The organism is Actinoplanes siamensis, assembly GCF_016862395.1.
Taxonomy (GTDB): domain Bacteria; phylum Actinomycetota; class Actinomycetes; order Mycobacteriales; family Micromonosporaceae; genus Actinoplanes; species Actinoplanes siamensis.
In genome coordinates this window covers 1-21,927 of the sequence record NZ_BOMW01000071.1, presented here as the reverse complement: position 1 = coordinate 21,927, position 21,927 = coordinate 1, and the positions used below count along the sequence as shown (strand labels likewise).

The 21,927-nt window shown below is 70.0% G+C and carries 24 protein-coding genes and 2 pseudogenes; 14 read left to right on the top strand and 12 right to left on the bottom strand.

The features are described from left to right. The 3 genes and pseudogenes from Asi03nite_RS32330 to Asi03nite_RS38215 all read left to right on the top strand — a co-directional run. Positions 1 to 1,197 carry a vWA domain-containing protein gene (locus Asi03nite_RS32330; protein ID WP_203684330.1) on the top strand — a complete coding sequence of 399 codons (1,197 nt, stop codon included), beginning with the start codon at positions 1 to 3 and terminating at the stop codon, positions 1,195 to 1,197. Between the two features lie 184 nt (positions 1,198 to 1,381). Beyond that, a complete protein-coding gene (locus Asi03nite_RS32325) occupies positions 1,382 to 2,599 on the top strand; it encodes an ROK family protein (RefSeq protein WP_203684305.1) in 1,218 nt (405 codons plus the stop codon). A gap of 124 nt (positions 2,600 to 2,723) precedes the next feature. Beyond that, positions 2,724 to 2,984 (top strand): annotated as a pseudogene (locus Asi03nite_RS38215) (recombinase family protein); the annotation flags it as partial. 54 nt (positions 2,985 to 3,038) lie between these two features. Here Asi03nite_RS38215 and Asi03nite_RS38210 read toward each other — a convergent pair. Both Asi03nite_RS38210 and Asi03nite_RS32315 read right to left on the bottom strand, forming a co-directional pair. Continuing rightward, complete coding sequence (locus Asi03nite_RS38210) at positions 3,039 to 4,193, bottom strand: hypothetical protein (RefSeq protein ID WP_239103085.1); 1,155 nt, start codon at positions 4,191 to 4,193, stop codon at positions 3,039 to 3,041. A gap of 337 nt (positions 4,194 to 4,530) precedes the next feature. Then, positions 4,531 to 4,686: a hypothetical protein gene (locus Asi03nite_RS32315; protein ID WP_203684304.1), complete on the bottom strand. Its 156-nt coding sequence runs from the start codon at positions 4,684 to 4,686 to the stop codon at positions 4,531 to 4,533. Between Asi03nite_RS32315 and Asi03nite_RS32310 the strand changes: the two are divergent. Beyond that, a pseudogene (locus tag Asi03nite_RS32310) lies at positions 4,616 to 4,846 on the top strand (GNAT family N-acetyltransferase); the annotation flags it as partial. The gene Asi03nite_RS32315 and the pseudogene Asi03nite_RS32310 overlap by 71 nt on opposite strands. A gap of 14 nt (positions 4,847 to 4,860) precedes the next feature. Here the strand turns inward: Asi03nite_RS32310 and Asi03nite_RS32305 are convergent. Next, positions 4,861 to 5,229 (bottom strand): ArsR/SmtB family transcription factor, encoded by a 369-nt coding sequence (locus Asi03nite_RS32305; protein WP_203684303.1) that lies wholly within the window; start codon positions 5,227 to 5,229, stop codon positions 4,861 to 4,863. Positions 5,230 to 5,366: 137 nt separating this feature from the next. Between Asi03nite_RS32305 and Asi03nite_RS32300 the strand changes: the two genes are divergently transcribed. Together Asi03nite_RS32300 and Asi03nite_RS32295 are read left to right on the top strand one after the other, a co-directional pair. Beyond that, a complete protein-coding gene (locus Asi03nite_RS32300) occupies positions 5,367 to 7,136 on the top strand; it encodes an NAD(P)-binding domain-containing protein (RefSeq protein ID WP_203684302.1) in 1,770 nt (589 codons plus the stop codon). Next, entirely contained in the window at positions 7,133 to 8,386 is a 1,254-nt protein-coding gene (locus Asi03nite_RS32295) for an MFS transporter (protein WP_203684301.1), read from the top strand. The genes Asi03nite_RS32300 and Asi03nite_RS32295 overlap by 4 nt, the downstream gene beginning before the upstream one ends. Positions 8,387 to 8,700: 314 nt before the next feature. On the opposite strand, the gene Asi03nite_RS32290 is transcribed toward Asi03nite_RS32295, so the two are convergent. Both Asi03nite_RS32290 and Asi03nite_RS39160 read right to left on the bottom strand, forming a co-directional pair. Then, positions 8,701 to 8,949, bottom strand: coding sequence for a hypothetical protein (locus Asi03nite_RS32290; RefSeq protein WP_203684300.1), 249 nt, complete (start codon positions 8,947 to 8,949; stop codon positions 8,701 to 8,703). 37 nt (positions 8,950 to 8,986) lie between these two features. Further along, positions 8,987 to 9,136, bottom strand: a complete 150-nt coding sequence (locus Asi03nite_RS39160; RefSeq protein ID WP_482866163.1) for an ATP-binding protein — start codon at positions 9,134 to 9,136, stop codon at positions 8,987 to 8,989. Between the two features lie 276 nt (positions 9,137 to 9,412). Here Asi03nite_RS39160 and Asi03nite_RS32285 point away from each other — a divergent pair, with 276 nt between their 5' ends. From Asi03nite_RS32285 to Asi03nite_RS32275, 3 genes are all read left to right on the top strand, one after another. Then, a complete protein-coding gene (locus Asi03nite_RS32285) occupies positions 9,413 to 10,342 on the top strand; it encodes a tyrosine-type recombinase/integrase (RefSeq protein ID WP_203684299.1) in 930 nt (309 codons plus the stop codon). Then, on the top strand, positions 10,339 to 10,656 hold the full coding sequence (locus tag Asi03nite_RS32280) for a helix-turn-helix domain-containing protein (protein ID WP_203684298.1): 318 nt from the start codon (positions 10,339 to 10,341) through the stop codon (positions 10,654 to 10,656). Before Asi03nite_RS32285 ends, Asi03nite_RS32280 begins: the two co-directional genes overlap by 4 nt. A gap of 482 nt (positions 10,657 to 11,138) precedes the next feature. After that, on the top strand, positions 11,139 to 12,347 hold the full coding sequence (locus Asi03nite_RS32275) for a site-specific integrase (RefSeq protein ID WP_203684297.1): 1,209 nt from the start codon (positions 11,139 to 11,141) through the stop codon (positions 12,345 to 12,347). Positions 12,348 to 12,387: 40 nt separating this feature from the next. On the opposite strand, the gene Asi03nite_RS32270 is transcribed toward Asi03nite_RS32275, so the two are convergent. Together Asi03nite_RS32270 and Asi03nite_RS32265 are read right to left on the bottom strand one after the other, a co-directional pair. Further along, complete coding sequence (locus Asi03nite_RS32270; RefSeq protein ID WP_203684296.1) at positions 12,388 to 12,858, bottom strand: SMI1/KNR4 family protein; 471 nt, start codon at positions 12,856 to 12,858, stop codon at positions 12,388 to 12,390. Positions 12,859 to 12,965: 107 nt separating this feature from the next. Continuing rightward, positions 12,966 to 13,370 (bottom strand): Mu transposase domain-containing protein, encoded by a 405-nt coding sequence (locus Asi03nite_RS32265; protein WP_203684295.1) that lies wholly within the window; start codon positions 13,368 to 13,370, stop codon positions 12,966 to 12,968. Positions 13,371 to 13,678: 308 nt separating this feature from the next. Here Asi03nite_RS32265 and Asi03nite_RS32260 point away from each other — a divergent pair, with 308 nt between their 5' ends. From Asi03nite_RS32260 to Asi03nite_RS32250, 3 genes are read left to right on the top strand one after another with little or no spacing between them, the layout of a single operon-like run. After that, the gene (locus Asi03nite_RS32260) at positions 13,679 to 14,323 is read left to right on the top strand and encodes a hypothetical protein (RefSeq protein ID WP_203684294.1); all 645 of its coding nucleotides are present in this window, start codon (positions 13,679 to 13,681) and stop codon (positions 14,321 to 14,323) included. 18 nt (positions 14,324 to 14,341) lie between these two features. Further along, positions 14,342 to 14,722 carry a site-specific integrase gene (locus Asi03nite_RS32255; protein ID WP_203684293.1) on the top strand — a complete coding sequence of 127 codons (381 nt, stop codon included), beginning with the start codon at positions 14,342 to 14,344 and terminating at the stop codon, positions 14,720 to 14,722. Further along, a complete protein-coding gene (locus Asi03nite_RS32250; protein ID WP_203684292.1) occupies positions 14,719 to 17,223 on the top strand; it encodes a tyrosine-type recombinase/integrase in 2,505 nt (834 codons plus the stop codon). The genes Asi03nite_RS32255 and Asi03nite_RS32250 overlap by 4 nt, the downstream gene beginning before the upstream one ends. Before the next feature lie 56 nt (positions 17,224 to 17,279). On the opposite strand, the gene Asi03nite_RS32245 is transcribed toward Asi03nite_RS32250, so the two are convergent. Further along, positions 17,280 to 17,690, bottom strand: a complete 411-nt coding sequence (locus Asi03nite_RS32245; RefSeq protein ID WP_203684291.1) for an Imm32 family immunity protein — start codon at positions 17,688 to 17,690, stop codon at positions 17,280 to 17,282. Positions 17,691 to 17,954: 264 nt separating this feature from the next. On the opposite strand from Asi03nite_RS32245, the gene Asi03nite_RS32240 reads away from it, so the two are divergent. Both Asi03nite_RS32240 and Asi03nite_RS32235 read left to right on the top strand, forming a co-directional pair. Then, on the top strand, positions 17,955 to 18,425 hold the full coding sequence (locus tag Asi03nite_RS32240; protein ID WP_203684327.1) for a hypothetical protein: 471 nt from the start codon (positions 17,955 to 17,957) through the stop codon (positions 18,423 to 18,425). 57 nt (positions 18,426 to 18,482) lie between these two features. After that, positions 18,483 to 18,836, top strand: a complete 354-nt coding sequence (locus Asi03nite_RS32235; protein ID WP_203684290.1) for a hypothetical protein — start codon at positions 18,483 to 18,485, stop codon at positions 18,834 to 18,836. Here the strand turns inward: Asi03nite_RS32235 and Asi03nite_RS32230 are convergent. Genes Asi03nite_RS32230 through Asi03nite_RS38195 form a run of 4 tightly spaced genes read right to left on the bottom strand, consistent with a single transcriptional unit; the run spans position 18,819 to position 21,809 of the window. Further along, entirely contained in the window at positions 18,819 to 20,432 is a 1,614-nt protein-coding gene (locus tag Asi03nite_RS32230) for a hypothetical protein (RefSeq protein WP_203684289.1), read from the bottom strand. The two genes, Asi03nite_RS32235 and Asi03nite_RS32230, sit on opposite strands and share 18 nt — an antisense overlap. Further along, positions 20,429 to 20,749, bottom strand: coding sequence for a helix-turn-helix domain-containing protein (locus tag Asi03nite_RS32225; protein ID WP_203684288.1), 321 nt, complete (start codon positions 20,747 to 20,749; stop codon positions 20,429 to 20,431). Before Asi03nite_RS32225 ends, Asi03nite_RS32230 begins: the two co-directional genes overlap by 4 nt. After that, positions 20,746 to 21,273, bottom strand: a complete 528-nt coding sequence (locus Asi03nite_RS38200) for a tyrosine-type recombinase/integrase (protein ID WP_239103080.1) — start codon at positions 21,271 to 21,273, stop codon at positions 20,746 to 20,748. The genes Asi03nite_RS32225 and Asi03nite_RS38200 overlap by 4 nt, the downstream gene beginning before the upstream one ends. A gap of 11 nt (positions 21,274 to 21,284) precedes the next feature. Beyond that, entirely contained in the window at positions 21,285 to 21,809 is a 525-nt protein-coding gene (locus Asi03nite_RS38195) for a hypothetical protein (RefSeq protein ID WP_239103079.1), read from the bottom strand. Between the last annotated feature and the right edge of the window lie 118 nt (positions 21,810 to 21,927).

Sequence of the window (21,927 nt, the reverse complement as noted above, 5' to 3'; positions counted from 1 at the left end):
ATGGACACCGAGAAGCTGTACGCGGCCCGGCTGTTCGCCGTCCGGGCCCGTCCCTACCTGGCGTCGGCGCTGTTCGCCCTGCAGGTGGTCGAGTCACCGCGGACGCCGACGATGGCGGTCGACAGGTACTGGCGCTGTTACGTGTCGCCGGGGTTCGTGGCCCGGATGCCGCTGGAGGAACTCGCCTCGGTCTGGGTGCACGAGGTCTCCCACCTGCTGCGTGATCACCACGGGCGCGGCGACCGCTACGCGCGGCACCACGACCTGAACGGGCCCGGCGAGCGGCTGCGGATGAACATCGCGGCGGACTGCGAGATCAACGACGACGCGTTCGGGGACGGCCTGCCGGTCCCGGCCGGCGCGGTCACCCCGGGAAACCTGCGGATGGCGCCCGGCCGGCTGATGGAGGAGTACCTGGCGCTGTTCCAGCTCGGGCCGTGGACCGACGGCTTCGCGTGGCTGGACTGCGGCAGCGGCGCGGACGGCGGCGCGGACGGCGGCGGCCGGGAGTGGGACCTCGGGCCGGAGGGCGCGCACGGGCTGACCGATCAGGAACGGGACGCGGTGCGGTTCCGGGTGAGCGAGGCGATCAACGGCCACCCGGGCCGCGTGCCGCGGGGGTGGCGGCGCTGGGCCGAGGAGGCGTTCCACCCGCCGCAGCCGTGGCGGGAGCTGCTCGGAGCGGCGGTGCGGGCGGCGGCCGGGTCGGCCGGGGCGGGCGGCGACTACACATACGGGCGGCCGGCCCGGCGGGCGGCGGCGCTGCCGGAGGTGGTCCTGCCGGCCCTGCGCCGCAGCCCGCCCCGGGTCTGCGTGGTGATCGACACGTCCGGCTCGGTGAGCGACGCCGAGCTGGGCACGGCGCTGCTGGAGGTGACCGCGATCGGCCGGGCGGCCGGCGGCCGCGGGCGGGTCAGCGTGGTGTCCTGCGACGCGGCGGCCCGGATCGCCCATCCGCTCTGCCGGGCCGAGGGCATCCCGCTGATCGGCGGCGGCGGGACCGATCTGCGGTCCGGTTTTCATCAGGCTTTGCGCGTACGGCCGGACGTGGTCGTGGCGTTGACCGACGGCTGGACGCCGTGGCCGTCGGTGTCGCCGCCCTGCCGGACCGTGGTGGGCCTGTTCCGCCGGCGGGCCGAGGACGACGGCGGTCACCGTCTCCCGCCGGCCTGGGCCCGGACCGTCCGGATCGGGTGACCGCCGTCCGGGAGGCGGCGCTCGCGCCCGGAGCGACCTGTGCTGTGCTCAGGCGGCCACTCAGAACTGAGGAAGACCAGCGAGGCCCGGCGCCGTCCGGGTCGTGCAGCCAGGCGCCGCCGGCCCCGCCCGTGGCGATGCCCGGTGCGGTTGCGCTGCGGCGGCGCGACAGGTAAGGAAAAGCATGCGCCGTAACAGTCTGGGCACGCTGCTGCACCACGTCCACGTGAGCGGGCCGCTGTCCCGCGCTGCGCTGGCCGAGCGGATGGGCGTGAACCGGAGCACGATCCTGGCGCTGACCGCCGACCTGGCCGCCGCCGGGCTGGTCCACGAGGGACCACCGGCCGGGACGACCGGGGCCGGGCGTCCGTCGCTGGTGGTCCGGCCGGAGTCCGAGCGCTTCTGGGTGCTCGCCTTCGACGTGGCGGTGGACCGGCTGGTCGCTGCCCGGGTCGGGCTCGGCGGCACGATCCTGGCCCGCCGGGAGCGGCAGCGGGCGCGGGCCGGGGTGGACCTGGAGACGGTGGTCGGCACGCTGGCCGGGCTCGGGCGGGAGCTGGTCGCCGCGGCCCCGGGCGGCTCGGTGTGCGCAGGGGTCGGGGCGTCGTACTGCGGCATGATCCGTCCCGGCGACGGCATGGTCCGCTACGGGCCGGAGATGGGCTGGGTGGACCAGGCGTTCGGGGCCGAGCTGGCCGCGGCGCTGGGGCTGGGCCTGCCGGTCGCGGTGGGCAACGAGGCGCATCTGGGCGCGCTCGCCGAGTTCCAGCGCGGCGCCGGCGCCGGGTCGCCCGACCTCATCTACCTGCACGGCGACGTCGGCGTGGGCGGCGGCATCCTGGTCGGCGGCAAGCTGCTCGGCGGTGAGGGCGGCTACGGCTGCGAGGTCGGGCACATGCTGGTCAACCCGTTCGGCGGCCGGCCCTGCCTGTGCGGCTCGCGCGGCTGCCTGGAGGCCGAGACGGGGGAGTACGCGCTGCTCGACGCGGCTGGCCGGACCGGCGGGGCGATCGGCGCCGAGGCGGTCCGAGCGGTGGTCGGCGACGCGGCCGCGGGCGATCCGGTGGCGGCCGCCGCGGTGGCCGCGATCGGTGACTGGCTCGGCATCGGCGTGGCGAACCTGATCAACCTGTTCAACCCGGGCGTGGTGATCTTCGGGGGCATGCTGCGTGACGTCTACCGCGGGGCGGCGCCGCAGGTGGCGGCGCGGATCGCCGAGCACGCGATGCCGGTCTCCCGGGAGCGGGCCCGGCTGCGCGTGTCCGCCCTGGCCGCGGACACCACGCTGATCGGCGCGGCCGAGCTCGGCTTCACCGGCCTGCTCAGTGATCCGCTGAGTCATTCACCGGGACAGGCGCAGCCTGATCCGGCCGCAGCCGCCGGCTCTTGTCATCCGGCCTGAGCAGACGCGGGTTCGGCCGGCAGCCGGCCGTCCTCGGGGGTGCGCAGGCGGCGGATCCGGGCGGTCAGCATCGGGAGCAGCACACCTCAGTGGGGCAGACCTCGGCGGGGCAGACCTGGTAAGAGTGCGATGGGATCGAGAAACCGTTTTGCCGGCGGAGTCGGCCGGGTGGACCCTGGATCGGCTCGGCCGGAACCTGCGCGAGGTCCGCAACCTCGTACGCGAGCTGCGGATCGGGGCGCGGTCGCTCGCGGATCCGATCCGGATCGACACCACCGACGACGCCGGCATGGGGCAGGTGCCGTTCCTGCTCCTGGCGCTGTTCGCCGAGATGGAACGCACCTTCACCAAGGAGCGAGCCGCGCCCGCCCGCGCGGTCGCCGAAAAGGCCGGCCGACGACCCGCAGGTGGTGCAGAAGCGGACGAGCTGAGCGAGCGGCTACACCGCGCCGGCGGTCTTGAGGATGTGGGTGGCGATGGCCCCGAACCTGGTGAGTTGCTCGCCTACCTCGCTGGCGTAGTCGGGGGCGTCGACCGTGACGTCGTGGTCCTCCCCGAGGGCCCGGTACTTAGCGGTGACCCGGCGGTCGCCGGCGAAGCGGATGGTGAGGCCGGTCGGGTCCGACGTCAGGCCGGTGAGCATCAGCGGCGCCCACGGCTCGAACCACTTGGGGAAGATCAGGGTGGTGAAGCCGCCGGGGCCCGGCGGGATGACGTCGGCGGGGACCGAGGACTCGTACCCGCCGCCGTCCGCCCGGGTGGCGACGTCGGCGCCGGGCCGGGACATGATGGCCATGATGGTGTTCTGGACCCGCTCGTTGAACACCGCCCGGTTGAGCCCGAGTGTCTCGCCGTGCCTGTCGAACTTCTCCTCGAGCTTGCGCTCGGTGAGCACCCGCAGCATCGTGGGGTCGCCGCCCGACTGCTTTAGGATCTCCTGCTGCTCCGGCTCGGACAGCGGGACGTCCGGTCGCGGCCGGTTCCGGTCCTCGAGCAACTGGTCCCGGACCATGTCGTCGTCGGTGGGGCGTTCCATCGCCACACTGAAGCTGCCGCGGTCCCGGGCGGTGAGCGAGTCGTGAACGAGGCGGTCGCTGTCGTACGCGCCGCTCCGATTGTCCAGCACGTTCACCGCCAGCGCCGTATCGTCGCCCCGGTCGTTCGAGCCGCTGAACGCCGTACCGGAACGGCTCATCGTCTTGCGGCCGAGAATGCCCGAGGAGAGGATCGATCCGGCCAGCGACGCCATCGCCGCGATCCGCTCGACCTGGATCACCAGGTCGTCCACGTCGGTGGCGGCGAGCGTGGCCTGGCCGCGCGCGGCCCACCCCAGCACGGTGCGTCCCATGCCGCTGAGCAGCTCATCGTGCTGCTTGGTGGCGAGCAGGGCCACCGGATCGTCGACGGCCTTACCCCCGACCGTGACGGCACGCTGCACCGGCGTGATCAGCCGGCCGACGGCCGCGTTGCCGACCGTCCGCTGTAGCGCGAGGATCTGCGCCGCGTTGCCTGGAGGGCCGGTGGCGGGCCGCCGCGGAGACGGCGGAGCCACCCGGGTGGGCACTGCGGCGGGCGTGGTGTCGTGTCGGCGCACGATGCTCCTCCGATCGGTGGAGATCTCATCATGCCCGCCCGGCTCCCGGTTTCTGAAGCCGGCACGGCTCGACGTTCGTCACTCCCCGCTCGCCCCGCTGCCGTCGCCGAGGAAGTACCGATCCCGGAACGCCATCCGGGTCACGTCGCCCGGAACGGCCGATCCGCGGCTCCAGGTCGACGGACAGGGTGGTGTCCCGGGTCTCGTCGAAGCGCGGCCACGCCGGGCGGCCCTGCCCGTTCGGGTCGCCGGTGCGCGCGAACTCGACTCAGCTTCTCCGGAGCACGTCACTGAGTCGCCGATCGGCCGCGGTCCACTCCCAGTCGTGGGCCCAGCGTCAGACGCTGTCCTGCTCGGATGGCGGCCAGACCTGCTGATTCGGGCGGCCCAGCTTCGCGCAGGCCGCGCAGCGCAACTCCCCGGGGCGCGGTATCGGCCGGGCGCTGCTGAACGCGCTGATCACCTCGACCGAAGCGGCCGGGATCTGGACCATCCAATCCGGGATCTTCGCGGAGAACGTCGCCAGCCTCGCCCTGCACCGCTCCTGCGGGTTCCGGGTCGTGGGCGTCCGTGAGCGCGTCGGCCGGCACGCGGCGCGGGGCGGCCGGTGGCGCGACGTCGTCCTCGTAGAGCGCCGTAGCCCGCGCCTGTGACCGGCCCGCCCGGATCAGACCGTCACGGACTCCTCGACGGCCAGCAGGGTGGACAGCTGCCGCATCAGGCCTGGGCGGGGGCGGTAGTAGACCCAGCTGGCGCGGCGTTCACCGTCGATCAGCCCGGCTTCGCGCAGCACCTTCAGGTGGTGCGAGATGGTCGTCCCGGAGATCGTGAACGCCGGGGTGAGGTCGCAGACGCAGATCTCCCCGCCGGGCGCCGAGGCGATCATCGACATCAACTGCAGCCGGATCGGGTCGCCCAGCGCCTTGAACGCCTGCGCGAGGGTGGCGGCGGCGGGGGCGGGGATCCGCTGCTGCGCCATCGGCGTGCAGCAGGGCGTCTCCAGAGCGGCGGACGACACGACCGGTGATTTCGACATGCGTCGAGGTTGACAGATATCGAAGCCGCATGCAACCTTGGCTTCGACAGCCATCGGATTCGACGTTTCTCGAATCAGCGTGTGGGGGTTCGACGAACCCCCTAGCCCGGCCTTCACCTCAACGAGGAGTACCTGCGATGAGTAGCGACGCTTCCGGCACCGCCCCGACCGCCTCCGGGCAGGACCCGTGCTGCGGCACCGCCGAGCAGGCCGCGGCCGCTGACGCCGGCTGCGCCCCGGACGCCGAAGCCGAGGCGGTCGCCGGCTGCGCCGGCTGCTGCGGCCCGGCCGCTCAAGCCGCCCCGACGGCGCAGGCCGAGCCCGCGGCTGGCTGCTGCGGCCCGGCCGCCACAGTCAGTGCGGTGGATCTGCTCCCCACCCCGGCCGCGCGGTCGGCCGGTACGACCACGGGGCAGCTGGGGGAGCTGCCGGTGGTGGTGATCGGCGCGGGACCGGTCGGCCTAGCCGCCGCCGGGCACCTGCACGAGCGGGGCGTCGCGTTCCTGGTGCTGGAGGCCGGTGACCAGGTCGGCGCGTCGGTGCGGCAGTGGGCCCACGTCGGACTATTCAGCCCGTGGCGCTACGACATCGACCCGGCTGCCCGCCGCCTGCTCGACGCCGCAGGCTGGGCCGCCCCGGACGACGAGGACCTGCCCACCGGCGCCGAGCTGGTCGAGGCCTACCTGCAGCCCCTCGCCAAACTGCCGGCCATCGCACCGCACCTGCGCCTCGGCGCCCGGGTCACCGCGATCAGCCGTCCCGGTGCCGACCGCGTGCGCACCGCCGGCCGCGCCGACTTGCCCTTCGTCGTGCGGCTCGCCGACGGCACCGAGATCACCGCCAGCGCGATCATCGACGCGTCCGGCACCTGGCGCACCCCCAACCCGCTCGGCGTCGACGGGCTGCCCGCCCACGGCGAGCCCGAGGCCGCCGAGCTGATCGATCACGCCCTGCCCGACGTGCTCGGCACCGCCCGGCAGCAGCATGCCGGTAAGCACACCATCGTGGTCGGCGCCGGGCACTCGGCCGCCAACACCCTGCTCGACCTGGCCCGGCTGGCCGAGACCGAGCCCGGCACCCGGATCACCTGGGCCGTGCGCGGCGGCTCCGCGCAGCGGGCGTTCGGCGGCGAGGACGCCGACGAGCTCCCGGCCCGCGGCGCGCTCGGCTCCGGCCTGCACTCACTGGTCGACACCGGCAAGCTCACCCTGGTCACCGGGTTCGGCGTGCACACCGTGCGCCATGATGCCGCCGGCATCACCCTGGTCGCCGCCGACGGACGCACCCTGAGCGCCGACCGGGTCGTGTCCGTCACCGGGTTCCGGCCCGACCACAGCATCGCGAGCGAGCTGCGCCTGGACCTGGACCCGATCCTCGGCTGCACCCGCACCCTGGCCGACCTGATCGACCCGAACCAGCACTCCTGCGGCACCGTCGCCCCGCACGGCCACCGCGAGCTCGGGCAGCCCGAGCCCAACTACTACGCCGTCGGCATGAAGTCCTACGGCCGCGCACCGACGTTCCTGATGGCCACCGGCTACGAGCAGGTCCGCTCCATCGCCGCCGCCCTCGCCGGTGACTTCGCCGCCGCCGACGACGTTCAGCTGGACCTGCCGGAGACCGGGGTGTGCAGCGTCAACCTGGTCCTCGAAAGCGCCGCCCGCGAGGTCGCGGCCCGGTTCGGCCTGACCCCGGACGTGCCGATCGCCCTGGCCACCGCGACCATGGCGCTGCTGCCGACCGCGGCGAGCACCAGCGACGCCGTGCGCGCCGCCGCCGACCGGATCGGCCTGGATCACGAGACTGCCCTGCAGATCGCCGCCCTCGCCGAGCAGCCCGGCGCGCTGCCCAGCGTCACCGGTCTGATCAGCCTCACCACCTCGTCCGGTGGCGGCTGCTGCGCGTGAGTTCAACGTCCTCCTCCGCGGTGCCCGCCGACCAGCGTGTCGGCGGGCACCGGCGGTCATCCCCGCCCCGCAACCGGACCTTGGTCGCCGCGCTGGCGATCACCCAGACCATCGGCTACGGCACCCTCTACTACGCGTTCGCCGTCTTCCTCGTCCCGATCGCCGCCGACCTGCACACCTCCACCACCGCCGTGACCGGCGCGTTCACCGCCTCCGTGCTCACCTCCGCGGTACTGGCCGTGCCGATCGGCCGCTGGCTGGACCGCCACGGCGGCCGCACGCTGATGACCTGCGGCTCTCTGCTCGGCACCGTGCTGCTGGTGGCGTGGTCACACGTAGGCCGGCTGTGGCAGCTGTACGCGGTGCAGATCGGCGTCGGCGCCGCCTCGGCCGCCAGCCTCTACGAGGCCGCCTTCGCCGTGATCATCGCCTGGCACCAGCCGCAACGCCGCTCGGCAGCGCTGCTCGCGCTGACCGTGGTCGCCGGATTCGCCAGCACCATCTTCCTGCCCCTGACCGGGTGGCTCACCGACCAGCACGGCTGGCGCACCGCCCTGCTGATCCTCGCCGGCATCCACGCCGTCACCGCGCCCCTGCACGCCACCACCGTCCGGCACCCACCACCAGCAGGCCCGCACCCGGCCACCCGGCACCGCGACGCCGGCACCCGAGCCGTCCGGGCCGCGCTGGCCGATCGCGGATTCTGGCTGCTGACCGCCGGGTTCACCGCCCACACCATGGCGATCAGCGCCTACACCGTGCTGCTGATCGCCGCCCTCACCACGTGGGGCCACCCGCCCTCCTTCGCCGCCACCATCGCCGGCCTGCTCGGCGTCCTGTCCGTGGCCGGGCGGCTGGTCACCACGGGCCTGCAACGCCGCTACCGGATCACGACCATCACCGCCGGCGTCTTCGCGATCCAGGCCGCTGCGGCCCTGCTGCTGCCGGCCGTCGGCGCCAGCACCAGCGGCGCCATCGTGGCGGTGGTCGGGTTCGGCCTCGGGTTCGGCGTGGCCACCATCGCCAAACCCGTCATCCTCGCCGAGCGCTACGACACCCGCCGCTACGCCACCCTCGCCAGCGTCCTGGTTGCGCCGATGGCCCTGGCCAAAGCCGGCGCCCCGCTGGTCGCCGCGGCCCTGCACACCGCCACCGGCTCCTACACGCCGGTCCTGGCCGCGATCGCCGCCTGCTGCGCCGTCGCCGCCACCGCCCTCGGCGCCTGCTCGCGGCCCACCGCGGCGGCGTGAGGCCGGGCGCCGTCGGGTTGGGGTTGCCGCCGTGGTGGCTCAACGAGCAGGCGAGCACGTACGTCTCCACCCGGCACGACGGTGGCAAGCGCGAGGTGTTCGATCATCTCGGGATTCGGGTGCTTGCGGCGTCGCCGGGACATGTATTTGCGATGAAGGCTTCGCTGCCCGGACCCGCGACGAAGACGACCCGCGGCCTCGGCGACTGCGGACGCCGAGCGTCAGGGCTTGTCGATCCCGTCGGTGGCTCTGCTCGCGAGTTGTGACACCAGCGGCTCATGAGTTTTGCTTCCATTGATCGGTTCACCTGATGATCAATCTCCGCGAGTTGTGACCGCGCTTTCGTCGGCTGCCGGAGGTTGGCTGCGGCCAGCTGTGCGTTCCATGCGGCTGCGCGTGAGCGCGAGCATGTCGATCAGCCAGCCGGGGCCGCCGGTGATGTCGCGGGCGCGCATGAGGGTGTCGAGCTCGTGGCGGATGGCTGGGCTGGTGCTGGCAAAGAACTCCTCGCAGATTCCGAGGATCGTCGGCAGCAGATCTTCCTGGGGTTCGCCTGAATCCATGACACCTCGCCGGCGACATTGAGTGGTGCAGGGGGGCTCAGACTCGTGCGTGGGCGGACTGGTCGGTGCGTGCGCGGGTCTGGGCGAGCCGGTAGGAGTCGGTCCCGTTCTCGATGATGTTGCCGCCGAAGGTGAGCCGGTCGACGATCGCGGCGCAGAGCCGCGGGTCGGTGAACGTCTGGTCCAGCCATCTGGGGCTGGCTCATGTTCGTGATTCCCAGATCGGTCCTTGTGCCTGGCCAGAACCGATCTCGCTTCATCTCTTGATCTGTGAGGTTGTCGATCGATATGTTAGGCACCGCCTTACTCGGTTAGGCGGGAAGAAGGTGTCCGGGTGGTCTCGGGTCTCCGGGTCATCACCGGTGGCGTGGTGCCCGCGACGGCGCCGACGGATCCGTGGAAGTTTCAGGCTGCGTGCGCGGAGGATTTCGTCGCGTCGTGGCGAGCTCGCGGGTTCAGTCCGGTGACGATCGAGAACGACATCGGTCTGCTCGAGCGGACGCTGAGCGCGCTGGGTCGTCCGGCGTGGGAGGTCACGCCCGAGGACATCGACCGGGTGATCGGCGGCCTTGCCGTCGCTGGACGCAAGGCGTCGACGCGGCGCGAGTATGTGCAGACCTTCAAGGCGTTCCACCGGTTCCTGCAGGTCCGCAAGGCTGGCGAGATCGAGGCGACGTTCGGGGTCCGGCTGGTCTGCCCGGTGGACGAGTTCAACGCGGCGCGGCATGTCGGTGACGACTCGCCGCAGACGCTGGCGCCGCCGACGCCGGAGCGGGTGGCGGAGTTCTTCGAGTTCCTCAAGGATCGGATCGCCACGGCCCGCAAGTACGCCCCGGCGGCGCGGGACTATGCGATGTTCCGGACGCTGTATCACGCTGGGCTGCGCTCGGAGGAGGCGTCGATGCTGGACGTGCCGGACGTGCATTTTAAGCGCGGCCCGTTCGGGAAACTGCACGTCCGCTTCGGCAAAGCCGCCAACACGTCCGGGCCGCGGCCGCGGTGGGTGCCGATGCTCGACAGTCTTGACCTGGTGCTGCGCTGGTTCCTCGACGATGTGCGCGACCGGTTCCCGGACTCGCCGGTGCTGTTCGCCGACGAGTCGGGCGGCCGGTTGCATCGCGGAACGATCCGTAACCGCCTGCGCCGGCTGATGCAGCTGGAAGGCCGCCCGCCCGAGGAATGGTTCAGTCCGCATGCCCTGCGCCGGGCCTGCGCGACCCACAACTATGAGCGCGGCGTGGACCTGGTCGCGATCCAGCAGCTACTTGGGCACTGGACGGTCAGTTCGACGATGCGGTATGTCCGGCCGTCCACCACGTTTATCGAGGACGCCTATCGGCGAGCGGTGTCGACCACCCTTGCTGACCTGGCCGGAGAGGAGCCGGCGCCGTGAAGATCCGGTGGCGGCTGCGGATGGCCGCGGCCCAGCGCGAGGTGTGGTCGGGCAGCGAGTTGCGCCGGCTGCTGGCCGAACGCGCCGGTCTGGAGTTGTCCGCGGCGTCGGTGTCGGCGCTGCTGACCAAGGAGCCCTCGCAGATCAAGATGTCGACGCTGATCGCGTTGTGCACGGCGCTGCAGTGCACCCCCAACGATCTGATCGAGGTCGACACCACCCCAGTCGAGCAGCCCGCCCCGACCAGCCGCCCGGCTGCAGCCGAAGCGCCGAAGGCTGTTGGCGACGGACGTCGCTCGATGCCGCCGGTGTAGTCGAAGATCGGGTCGCGGAGAGGCGCGTCGTGGGTAAGCGGCAACGTGACTGCGCCGGATGCGGCGCGCCGGTCGGCATCATCGGCCGGGAACACTGCTGCCGATGCGTGCGGCAGCAGCGCGAGGCAGCGGCGAAGGCGACGTGTCCGGGTTGCGGCCGGCAGCGCGTGCTGCAGGTCGACACCGGGCGGTGCGTCCTGTGTTCGCGCCGCTGTTCGGCCTGCGCCGCGCCGGTGCGTTCGGCCAGCTCGAGGCTGTGCAAACGGTGCGTGCGGTCCGCAGCTGCCAAGGCCGCGAAACAACCGTGCCCGCGCTGCGGCCGGCCCGGACTGCTGCGCGAGGCCACCGGTTGGTGCGGAAGTTGTTCGCGGCCGGGGCCACCGAAGCAGCCGCCGCGGGTCTGCCGCGAGTGCGGCCAGGTCAGACGGCATGCGGCCCTCGGGCTCTGCTCGCCGTGCTATCAGCGGCAGCCGGACCGGACGTTGACCCGCGCGGAGAACCTGATCGCCAGCCTGCCCGACCCGCCGGACTGGTTGCTCGATTTCGCCGTCCATGTATCGACCCGGTTCAACGCCAGCCGGGCCACCAGCCTGGTGTCCGAGCTCAGCCGTCTGCTGCTGGACGGTCAGCCTCGCCACCCGCAGGCGCTGCTGGAACGCTCTCGCCGCCCGGGCCGCTCGATGGGGCCGTTGGCCCGTGCTCTTGAGGATTTCTTCACGGCTGGTCGCCTGGCTTTGCCTACCGACCAGGCCGAACGGCTCGCTGCCGGTCGCCGGCAACGCCGCATCGACCAGACACCAGAGGCATTGCGGGCTGGTGTCGGCGGCTTCGCCGATTACCAGATGCGGGCCCGGCAACGCGCGTTGAGAGCGGGAACCCGGCCTCGCAGCGACAACACCATTGAGCTGGCCCTGGCTGTCGTCCGCGACCTCGCGGTGTTCCTCACTGGCCAGCGCGGCAAGAACGACTGGTCGATCGCCGACGTCCATGACGTCGAAGCCTTCCTGGCCGACATGCCGAAAGCTCGGGCTCGCCGCCTGACCGTGCTGCGCCAGTTCTTCCGCTTCGCGCGCCGTTCCCGCCTGGTCCTCATCGACCCGACCATGACCCTGAAGGCCAAGCAGCACAGCGCCTTCCGCGGCCGAACTCTGACCCTTGGCGAACAGCGCCAGGTCTTCCGGCGCTGGACGAGCGGTGACGCCGACGTTCACCCGCACGAGGCTCTCGTCGGCATGCTTGCCCTGCTGCATGCCGCCTCCAGCCAAGAAGCCCGCCTGCTGACACTCGACAACATCGATCACACCCGTTGCAGCGCACGCCTCGGCGACCGACCGCACCCCGTGCCGCTGGACCCGGCCACCTGGGCGGCGCTGGTCCGGTGTCTCGATCATCGGACCGGTCTGAACACCGCGAACCCGCATGTCATCGTCACCAAAGGCACCAAGGCGGGCCGGACACCGGCGTCAAGGGCATACCTCAGCCACGTCCTCGACCCGTGCGGCCACCCGCCTCGAGCGATCCGCAGCACCCGCCTGGTCGACCTGGTCAACACCCTCGACCCGAAGCTCGTCGCCGCCGCAATGGGCCTCGACCCGCAGGCCCCGTTGATCTACCTTGACGACCGTATCCGTCAATGGCCGCAGGAAGGCGTCAGCGCAGAACCAGATAGACAAACCCGACCGGAGCGGTAGCCGGTGCTATTCGCGATTGCCGATGCGGGGGCGGCGGTGATCATCGGAAGTGCGTTGCACCGGCCAACACGGCGTCAAGCCAGCGCTCGTACCAGCTGAGGAAGTCCGCGTCGCTGGTGAAGCCTGGCCCGGCCGGAACATCGCTGTTGTCGGTGACGCGGCCACGGGCTGTTCCGCTGACGACGAGGATGGACAGGTAGCCACAACCCTGATCACTGAGCGCGAGTGTTCCGCAATATGGCTCGTCGTCATCGCCCGGTGCCACCTCGGATGGCCAATCCGAGAAGACGCGTCCCGGCTCGGCCGGAAAAGGTGTAGCCAGCGTGTTCGGCTCGGGCATCCCCCACAAGCTGGTGGCCCAGTCGTGAAGCGGGTGCAGGCCGTAGTACGGGCCGGCGCCTCCCCAACGGCCCGGGCCGCCGTTCCCGATCGTGGTAATGAACCCTCGGTAGTCCTCCGGCAGTGAAACTCCGTGCTCACGTTCGAATGCAGTCACCTCGTCGTCGGTCAACGGAGAGCCCAGCTCGAAACGGTGGGCTGACGCCCCGAACATCACCGGCTCACCCGGCCGCCTCGCAGCGGCAGCGAGTTTCGCCGCTACCCGATCGAGACGTGCTTTCAGATCGCGCGGGCCTGCTCGAGGGCGGTGGCGCCTGGCAGTGCTCCGGGCTTGCGGATCAGGCCTTCCAGATAGTGGTCGAGATCGAGCCGCGAGCCGCCCTTGGCCATCAGTCGTTCATGCCAGGCGACCTGCTGTCGGCCGTCATAGACGACCAGGTGGGAGGCGTGCAGCTGGACCCGGACCGGGCGGCCGACCAGACGCACTGGGACTGAATAACGGTTGGTGCGGACGGTGACTTGGCTGTAGCGGTCGACGCGAGGTGTGAGCCAGATGCCGGTCGCGAAGTCGTCGTCCGGCAGCCGCGCCAGTAGCGGCTGTTCGACGGCGAAGTCTTCGCCGATGGTGCGGTCCCTGGTGCCGATGCGGCGGGCGTTGTTCTGGTCGTCCCACTGGTCGATCATGGCGTTGAGCTGATCGAATGAGTCGACGCGCGTCCTGTTGACTGAACTACTTGCTGCACTGCTGCTGCTCAGAGTGCGGTTGAAGATCAGGTTGACTACGGTCGCTGCCCGTGGTTGAAGATGTAAATCCGCTTCGGGATCTGCGGTCGCTGGTCGTGCCGCGGGCGGGGTCTCTGGCTGCGACCGGTGATCCGTGGGAGCCGTATCGGCTGCTGGATTCCTCGGGTGAGCCGGTAGCCGCTGTCGCGGCGTACTTCGGTGAGCTGCAGGCCGCTGGGCGGCCGGCGACGACCCTGCGCTCGTATGGGATGGCGTTGCTGCGCTGGTTCCGGTTCCTCTGGGCGGTGGAGATCGTGTGGCGGGAGGCGACCCGGATCGAGGCGCGGGACTTCTCTCGTTGGATCCAGATCGGCACGAAGCCGGTCCGACCGCATTGGCGGGCGCCGGACAAGCCTGTGGTGATGGAGCCGAAACGGGTCAATGCGGTGACCGGCAAACGGCCGGCCGGCGATAAGTACGCACCCTCGACCATCGCGCATTGCGAGACGGTGCTGCGCAGCTTCTACGGCTTCCACCTGGACGCCGGGACTGGGCCGTTGGTGAATCCGTTTCCGTTGGCCAGAGCCAAGCGAGCGCACGCTCATCACAATCCGATGGATCAGTTTGAGCCCCAACGTGCCGGTCTGTATCGGCCTCGACAGCCCAAGCGGATTCCGCGGCAGATCCCGGACGAGGTGTTCAACGATCTGTTCGCGCGGTTGTCCAGCGACCGGGACCGGGCCCTGGTGGCCTTCTGGGTGTCGACCGGGGCGCGGGCTGCGGAGTTGCTGGGAGTGATGCGCAGCGGCGCGGAACCGGGTCAGCAGCTGATTACCGTGGTCCGGAAAGGATCCCGAGCGATGCAGCAGCTTCCGGCGTCGCCGGACGCGTTCGTCTGGCTGCGGCTCTATTAGCAACAAGTCGACGGTTTGGTGCCGACGGGACCGGACGACCCGTTGTGGTGGACGTTGCGCAAGCCGTTCCGGCCGGTGACCTATCACGCGGCCAGGGCGATGTTCGTTCGAGCCAACGCGTTGCTGGGGTCGGACTGGTCGCTGCACGACCTGCGACACACGGCGGCCTACCGTCTGGCCCGTGACCCGGGCATGCCGATCACGGACGTGCAGTGGGTTCTCGGTCATGCTTCGTTGACCACCACCCAGATCTATACGACTCCGACCCCCGCGGACGTCATCGACGCGGTGGTCGCCCATCACCGGCGTCGGGCCGAGCCCCGGCCTCCTGCGGAACGCGAGCCGCTGGGTTATCGCAAGGAGAGCCTGGACGTGTTGTTCGGCCGGAGGGACTCGTGACCACAACGACCATCGGACTGCAGACGCCGCGGACCTGGCAGGTCAGCAGCGAGGCCCAAGCGCTTATGGAGAAGTTTCCGCCCCGCCTGGTTTTCGGCGCCTGGCCGAGAACCCGCGAGAGCCGGGTGGTCTTGGAGGGCCGGATGGCGGTGGCACCGTTCCGCGGCGACGATTCTCAGTCCCGTTGCCATCGCAAGGCGTCGTTGCAGGCCGTTCTCGACTGGCTGGAGCTCTATCCCGGTCAAAGCTGGCAGCAGCGGTGGCAAGCCACCGGCGCCGGCCGCGACGGCCAGCGGGATTGGCGACTCCAAGTGTTGGCCGACCTTGCAACGGCCGGACTCCTGGACCGGCACCCGGGCTATGCCCGCAAGATCCTCGGCACGGGCCTGATTCAGTTGATCGGCGGCGACTACCTGCGGCCGTCGGTCGGTTGGCTCATGGCCACCGCGTCTCCGCTGCGGATCGCCAACGAGATGGCCAAGGTCCGCGATCCCGACGGCATCGCCGAACTGCGGACCGCCCGGCTGGCCGGCACCGTTGGCGACTCGACCATGATTCCCGCCATCGAGAAGATCGCACTGGTCATGGCCGCGAAGGGCGGCTTGGTCTGCAACGTGACGATCGGCGACTGCCTCGAGCTGATGAGGATCAGCAGGGAGGTCTTCCCCGGACCGACCCGATCCGGCCGACACAGCCCGGTCTTCTATCAACTACTGCACTCGACCGGCTTGTTCCCCGCGGACGCCCCGCCCACGGTCCGCATGTTCAGCCCGGTGTTCGCCGGCCAGGTCCCGGTGGAACAGCTCGTCGACCGGTATCAGGTGACCTGTCGTCCAGTCCGGGATCTTCTGGTCGAATACCTGCGCGAACGGCAACCCGCGATCGACTACGGCACCCTCACGTCCCTGGCCACCACCCTGGTGCTCTGGTTCTGGAAGGACCTCGAACGCCATCACCCCGGCATCGACTCTCTGCGGCTGAGCCCGGAAACCGCCAGCGCTTGGAAACAGCGGATCCGCACCAAGGTGGTCCGGTCCCGCGGCGCCGACGGCGAGATCACCGAGACCACGGTTGAACGCGACACCGCCACCGACGCTCTCACGACCGTGCGAAGTTTCTATCTCGACCTGGCCCAATGGGCTCTCGACGACCCGGGTCGCTGGGGACAGTGGGCGGTTCCGTGTCCGATCCGGGCCACCGATATCCAGCACAAGAAGATGAACTCACGACGCAAGGCCCGCATGGACCAGCGCACCCGCGACCGGTTGCCGGTCCTGCCAGCCCTCGTGGAGGCCGTCGGTCGCGAACGCAAAGCCGCCGCCGGCCGGTTGGCAGCAGCCCGAGCCGCCCAGCCCGGCGACACCTTCACCGTTGACGGCGTGACCTTGCGACTCGCTCAGCTCGCCCGCCACTCACCGCGCATCTGGGCCGAGGAACCCGCCACCGGCCGCCGTCGCGACTTGATCCGCGAGGAAGACAACGCGTTCTGGGCCTGGGCCGCGGTCGAGGTTCTGCGCATGACCGGAGTCCGAGTCGAGGAACTCACCGAGCTGTCCCACCACAGCCTGGTCCAATACCGGACGCCAGCCACCGGCGAACTGATCCCGCTGCTGCAGATCCCGCCCTCGAAAACCGACGAGGAACGACTGCTGGTCATCTCACCGGAACTGGCCGACGTGCTCTCCGCGATCGTCTGCCGAATCCGCAACTCTGACGGCAGTGTCCCGCTCGTGGTCGCCTACGACCACCACGAGAAGGTCTGGAACCCGCCGATTCCGCTCCTCTTCCAACGCACCATCGCCTTGGAAATCCGGCCCATCCCGATTGCCGGAATCCGTGTCCTGGTCAGCGACGCTCTCGCTCGCACTGGGCTCACCGATGTCACCGGCAAACCGCTGGACTTCGCACCCCACGACTTCCGCCGGATCTTCACCACCGACGCCATCATGAACGGAATGCCGCCCCACATCGCTCAACTTCTCCTGGGGCACAAGGACATCAACACCACGATGGGCTATAAAGCCGTCTATCCCGAGGAGGCCATCAACGGCCACAGGGCCTTCATCGCCCGCCGCCGCGGCCTGCGGCCCAGTGAGGAATACCGCCACCCCAGCGACGCGGAATGGGACGAGTTCCTCGGCCACTTCGAGCGCCGTCGCCTTGCCCTCGGCGACTGCGGGCGCGCATACGGCACCAACTGCATTCACGAGCACAGCTGCGTCCGCTGTCCGCTCCTTCGCGTTGATCCTGAACAGCGGCACCGCCTGATCGAGATCCGCACCAACCTCACCGCTCGCATCGCAGAAGCGGAACGTGAAGGCTGGCTCGGCGAAGCCGACGGACTTCGCGTCAGCCTTGCCGCGGCCAAGGAGAAGCTAGCCCAGGTTGATGGCGCCATCCAGCGTCGTGAAGCCGCCGTCAACCTTGGCATGCCGACCTTCGCCACGATCGCCGGCCGAAACACGGCGATTGATCCTGCAGACCATAGAGCCGCCGAATGACTTACCACCATATCGAAGGCGCGCAGCTGAACTGAGCAACAGCAAGGGCCCCGAGGTCAACGCGGCATCGAAATCGGCTCCTGCGGCCAGTCGGCCACGATGACCAAGGGGATGGAGTCCGGCGATCGGTGCTCGTCTCCGGGAAAGTGCTCGATGTGCTGATGACGGTTCACGCCCCGGTCGTCCGCGGTCTCGGCCAGGTGCGCCACGCCGTCGAGCGCGTCCCACAGGATGTCGAGGTATTCGTGGCCGCCTGAAACATGCAACGTGGTCGCATCTCGCAGGCCGACGAGCAGCGGGCCGCCGGTGACCTCCTGCACCACAGAGCCACCGGAGATCGCTACCTCGAGAGGTGTCGCGTCATACTGGCGGAGTCGCTGGCCGAGGGCGCGGAGCGCGGCTGGCGGGCCGGCGAGCTCCAGTTCGCCGTCACTAGCGGAAAAACGGCAAAGCTGATGATCGCTCATCCGCTCATTCTCGCTTTCCTTACCGCCAGGGAGGGAAGCGCGCCTGCTCTCTAGTTCAGAGAAGGCACTGGGACGAGATGGTTGCGGCGGAACCAGCCGATCTGGCCCTCGACGCCGCCCTTCTCGTGCGCCCCTTCGATGCCGGGCTGGCAGTAGAAGACGTCCAAGCCGATCCCCGGTGAGTTCACGAATACTGACGCCGAACGCGTCTGAACTCGCGGCCGCAACAGCGCAGGGGCGGGTGAGTTCGACCTTCGCCGGGTGATGTTCGACGATGAGCTCGTGGAGATCCTCGAACTGCTGCAGCCGGGTGTGACCAAGCCCCACGTCGATCACGCCGCGCGTGCTTCTTGGCTCGCCGCCGTGCACGAGGCGATGAGAAGCGTCGGCGGTGCTGTCGTCACCGCTGCCGAGGAACCGGCTGTGGGCCGTAACTACTACCGGGTGGGCGTGGAAGCCCGTGACGGTGTCGCAGGGGTCATCTTGTTCAACGCGGCCGCGGTGTTGGCCGCTGCGGCCGAGGCGACCGATCCTCAGGAGATCGCTCTGGTGTTCGCAGCGGTGCCAGGGAGCGGGGTCTTCTCGGAGCGAGGATTTCAGGTGGCCAGCCCAGCGCAGCTCAATGAACCGCTCAGCGAGCATCATCTGCACGCGCTCACGGCAGATGAGCGGCGTGATGTCGCCTACCATCGTCCGTCTCGTCTTGGAGATCTGCTGTTCAACTGGTTCGACTGACGCGTAAGGCCATCAGGCAGAGCACGGCCGAGTGGGTGCCGTGCGATAGTGCCGATCGTGAACTTCCCTCTGGATGAGCTGAGGCCAGCCGTGACGGCTCGGGCCGAGACCTGGGAACGGCTGGGGCTCGAATGGGAGATCCGCCCGGTCGCCCCGAACCATGGCAAGCCGGTGGTCGTCAGTGGGTTCGAGTCGGCGGCCTGGCTGGGCAGCCTGCTGATCTGGATCAGCGGCGAAGCCGAGCTTGATGCCGTCCGTGTCGCCGACAATCACGCGGTCAGCAAGCACTACGACCTGACCGGGCTGGACGATCTTGAAGTGCTGCTCGGCGAACTGGACGCTCTGCTGACCGATGGTCGCGCTCCCGATGCCGCCGTTATCCACCAGCATCCGTCACCATCTACCTCGTGACATTGGCAGCGCGGTCCCTACTTCGTGTCGGGTGATGGCTGGTCGGAGCGCTCCGGCCAGACAGTCTTGGCGTAGCGCAGGGCGGGCTTGGCGGAGAGCCCGAACATCGCGGCGATGTGCAGCGGGTCGCCGTTGGCAGCTCGCGCCTCCTCCAGAATGCGATCCTCTCGGAGCTGGGCGGCTGTGGCCGGCAGCCCGTCGAAGAGGCTGGTGAGCCAGTAGGCGCTGACCGGTCCGCGTTCGTGGGCGGTGCGGCGTCAGCAGGATGTGCTGGTTTCCGGTGTCCGGCCAGCGCCGATGCCGGTAGTGCAGGTAGGCGACCAGCGCCGCGGCGGTGAACGGGTCCAGGCGCCGTCGCGCGGCGCCCAGGTAGATGCGCTGGTTGGGAAGATCGATCTGATCGAGCGTCAGGCTGCGAACTTGATGAGAACGTAAGGCGTGGACGCCGATGAGCGCCACCACGGTCTGCAGTGCTGGGTCGTTCTTGGCCGCGTCGCCGATGGCGTGCAGTGCTTCGCCGGTCAACGCGGCCGGCGTGCTCGGGTTGGCGCTGCCCACATGAATCCGTGTGAGCGGATTGGCGAAGACCAGACGCTGGGCCTTGAGGACGCCGAACAGGTCACGCAGGGCGTGAGCGTCGCCGGCCCGGTGTTTGCGGTCGTTGAGCCAGCCGAGCACGTCTTGGCGGGTGACCTGCCGCAGCGTGATGTAGCGGTCGGCGATCTCGGTGAGGAACGGGTGAGCGGCCGCCAGCAGGGTGAAGACGGTGATGCGGGGTCGGGCTCGCCGCCGTGGGGTGCCATGTCGTAGCACCGTGATCCAAGCATCGAGCTCGTCGCGGATCCGCGGGGGCAGCGGGGCAAACTTGGTGTCGATCCAGACGGTGAGCGAGTCGGTGCGGTCGTCGACGACGAGGTCGTCGCCGGCAGCGAACAGGACTTCGAGCACGCGCAGGCCGGGGACGCCGTGCGGGCTCATCGCGGTGACGGTGCTGGCCTTGACCGACTCGCCCGGTTCGTGACAGCTGGCGATCATCCGCAGGCCGCGGCGGACCTGTTGCAGCGTGCGTGGTGGCCAGCCGTTGTGTTCGGCCAGGACATCCGCATGTTGCAGCACCAAGCGCAGGAAGCCTGGATCGCGAGGAGGATCAAGGCTGCTGGCATGTCGGCAGTCGCGCGGCGCGTCGACCAGAATCGGCTGCTCCCAGCCGGCAGACCGAGCCGGCAAAGCAACCAGCGTCGGCTGCGTCCCCGGCAACGTCACCGGCTTCCAGCGCGTCCTAGCTGCCCGCGAGAAGCCAGCGAAGAACAGTTGCTGGCCGGTGCCGGCCGCGGCAGTCAGATCCAGCGCGGTCTTGCAGTCAGGTCCGGCGATCAGGCTGGCCTGCCGGCGGCAGAGCCGACAGACGCCCTCGTCAACCGGGACGGCCCGGCGGGCGCAGGTGCGGCAGCGACCAAGCGGATTCTTGCGGGCGAAGGCTTCGCAACCGCGGCAGACCCGCTGCCGCAGCACGCCCCAGGCCAGACACTGCTCGCAGCTGCGCGCCGGCCCGCGGTAGACGCGTTTGCCCCGGCGGCGTGGTGACGCTGTCGTCATACCGGGGGTTTGCTGCGGCCGACGTGTCGGCGCTGGATGGGTGCCTCACCCGCCACGGCCCGCAACGGAGCCGCCTCGGCTGGTCGCGGCGCCGGTAGCGGAAGGTCTTCCAGCACCAGAAGCTCGTTGGGGGTGCAGCCGAGCACCGTGCAGATGATCTGCAGATCTTCGAGCCGGATCGTCACCGGCTGGCTCGACCACAGGTGCGACATCTTGCCGGCGCTAATCACCAGGCCAGCATCGGCGAGCATGGCCTGCAGCTGCGAGGCCTTCCAGATGTCGCGTTGCGCAGCGGCCAGGCGCAGGTTCCACTTCATCGTCGGCTCCCGAAACGGTTCGCGGCCCGCTGGCCGGCCCCGGCCCAGGCGTCTTCGATGTGGGTCTTGTCGACGTGAACGTAGATCATCGTCGTGTTGAGCCAGGCGTGCCCCAGGATTTCCTGGATGGCGACCATGTCCATGCCGTTGCGATAGAGGTCGGAGGCGGCGAAGTGACGCAGCAGGTGAGGTGACAGGCGGCCGGTCTGCGCGGGCAGGTGGGCGGCGACGGCCTCGGCGAGCCCGTCGCGCAGCGTGTCGGTGGTCGCGAAGCCGCTGCTGCCGTCGGCTCGCCGGCGTTCGGACGGGAACAGCGGCGCCATCGGGTCGTTGACCCGGTCGTCGAACTCCCACCGTGGTCCGTGCACCCACCAGTCCAGCAGTTCCCGGGAACCGTTGATCAGCGGGACCAGGCGTTCCTTCTTTCCACGGCCGTTGCTGCCCTTGCCCCGCAGCACCACCTTGCCGAACCGGCCCAGTTCCCAGCGCAGGTCACCCATGCGCAGCAGGCACAGTTCCGACACCCGCGGCCCAATCAGGCTGACCAGCCGGAATGGGTGTAGTTGCGGACCGCCGTCGCGTACTTGCGGGCGGAGTCCAGGCCGTGCTGCCAGCCGGTGAACAGCTGTGCGACTTCCCGCGGTGTCGGCGGGATCCGCAGCCGCCCGTGGGTGCCGCCGCGCGGCCGGTTCATCTCGTCCAGCGGTGACTCGACCACGAATCCGGTCGCCGCGTGGATGTCCGGCTTGTGCCGCAGCTCCAGGAACTCGAAGTAGACGACGAACCCGGCCGCCTTGCGGACCTTCGTGCCCGGCACGGCCTCGCTCAGATGCCGGCCGAAGAAGGCGTCGATGTGCTGGGGCGTCATCTCCCAAAGCGGCCGGCCGAACCACTCCCGCAGTTCCTCGACCGCGGCAACGTCGGCTCGGATCGTCGCGTCGGTGATCCCCGCTGACGAGCGTGCCAGCACGAACTCGGCCAGCAGATCCTGCTCGAACGCCGCGATCTGCCCGGGCCCGTCCAGACGCTGATGCGCCCGTAGGTCCCTGACCACTGCCACCGACACAGCGGCCTCCAGCTCGATAATCCATGGCGAACATCGGATTTCCGAGAGGAATCTCAGGAATCCCGAGCGTGAATCATAGATTCATCGATGATCAGGAGGCCAGACCCGGTCT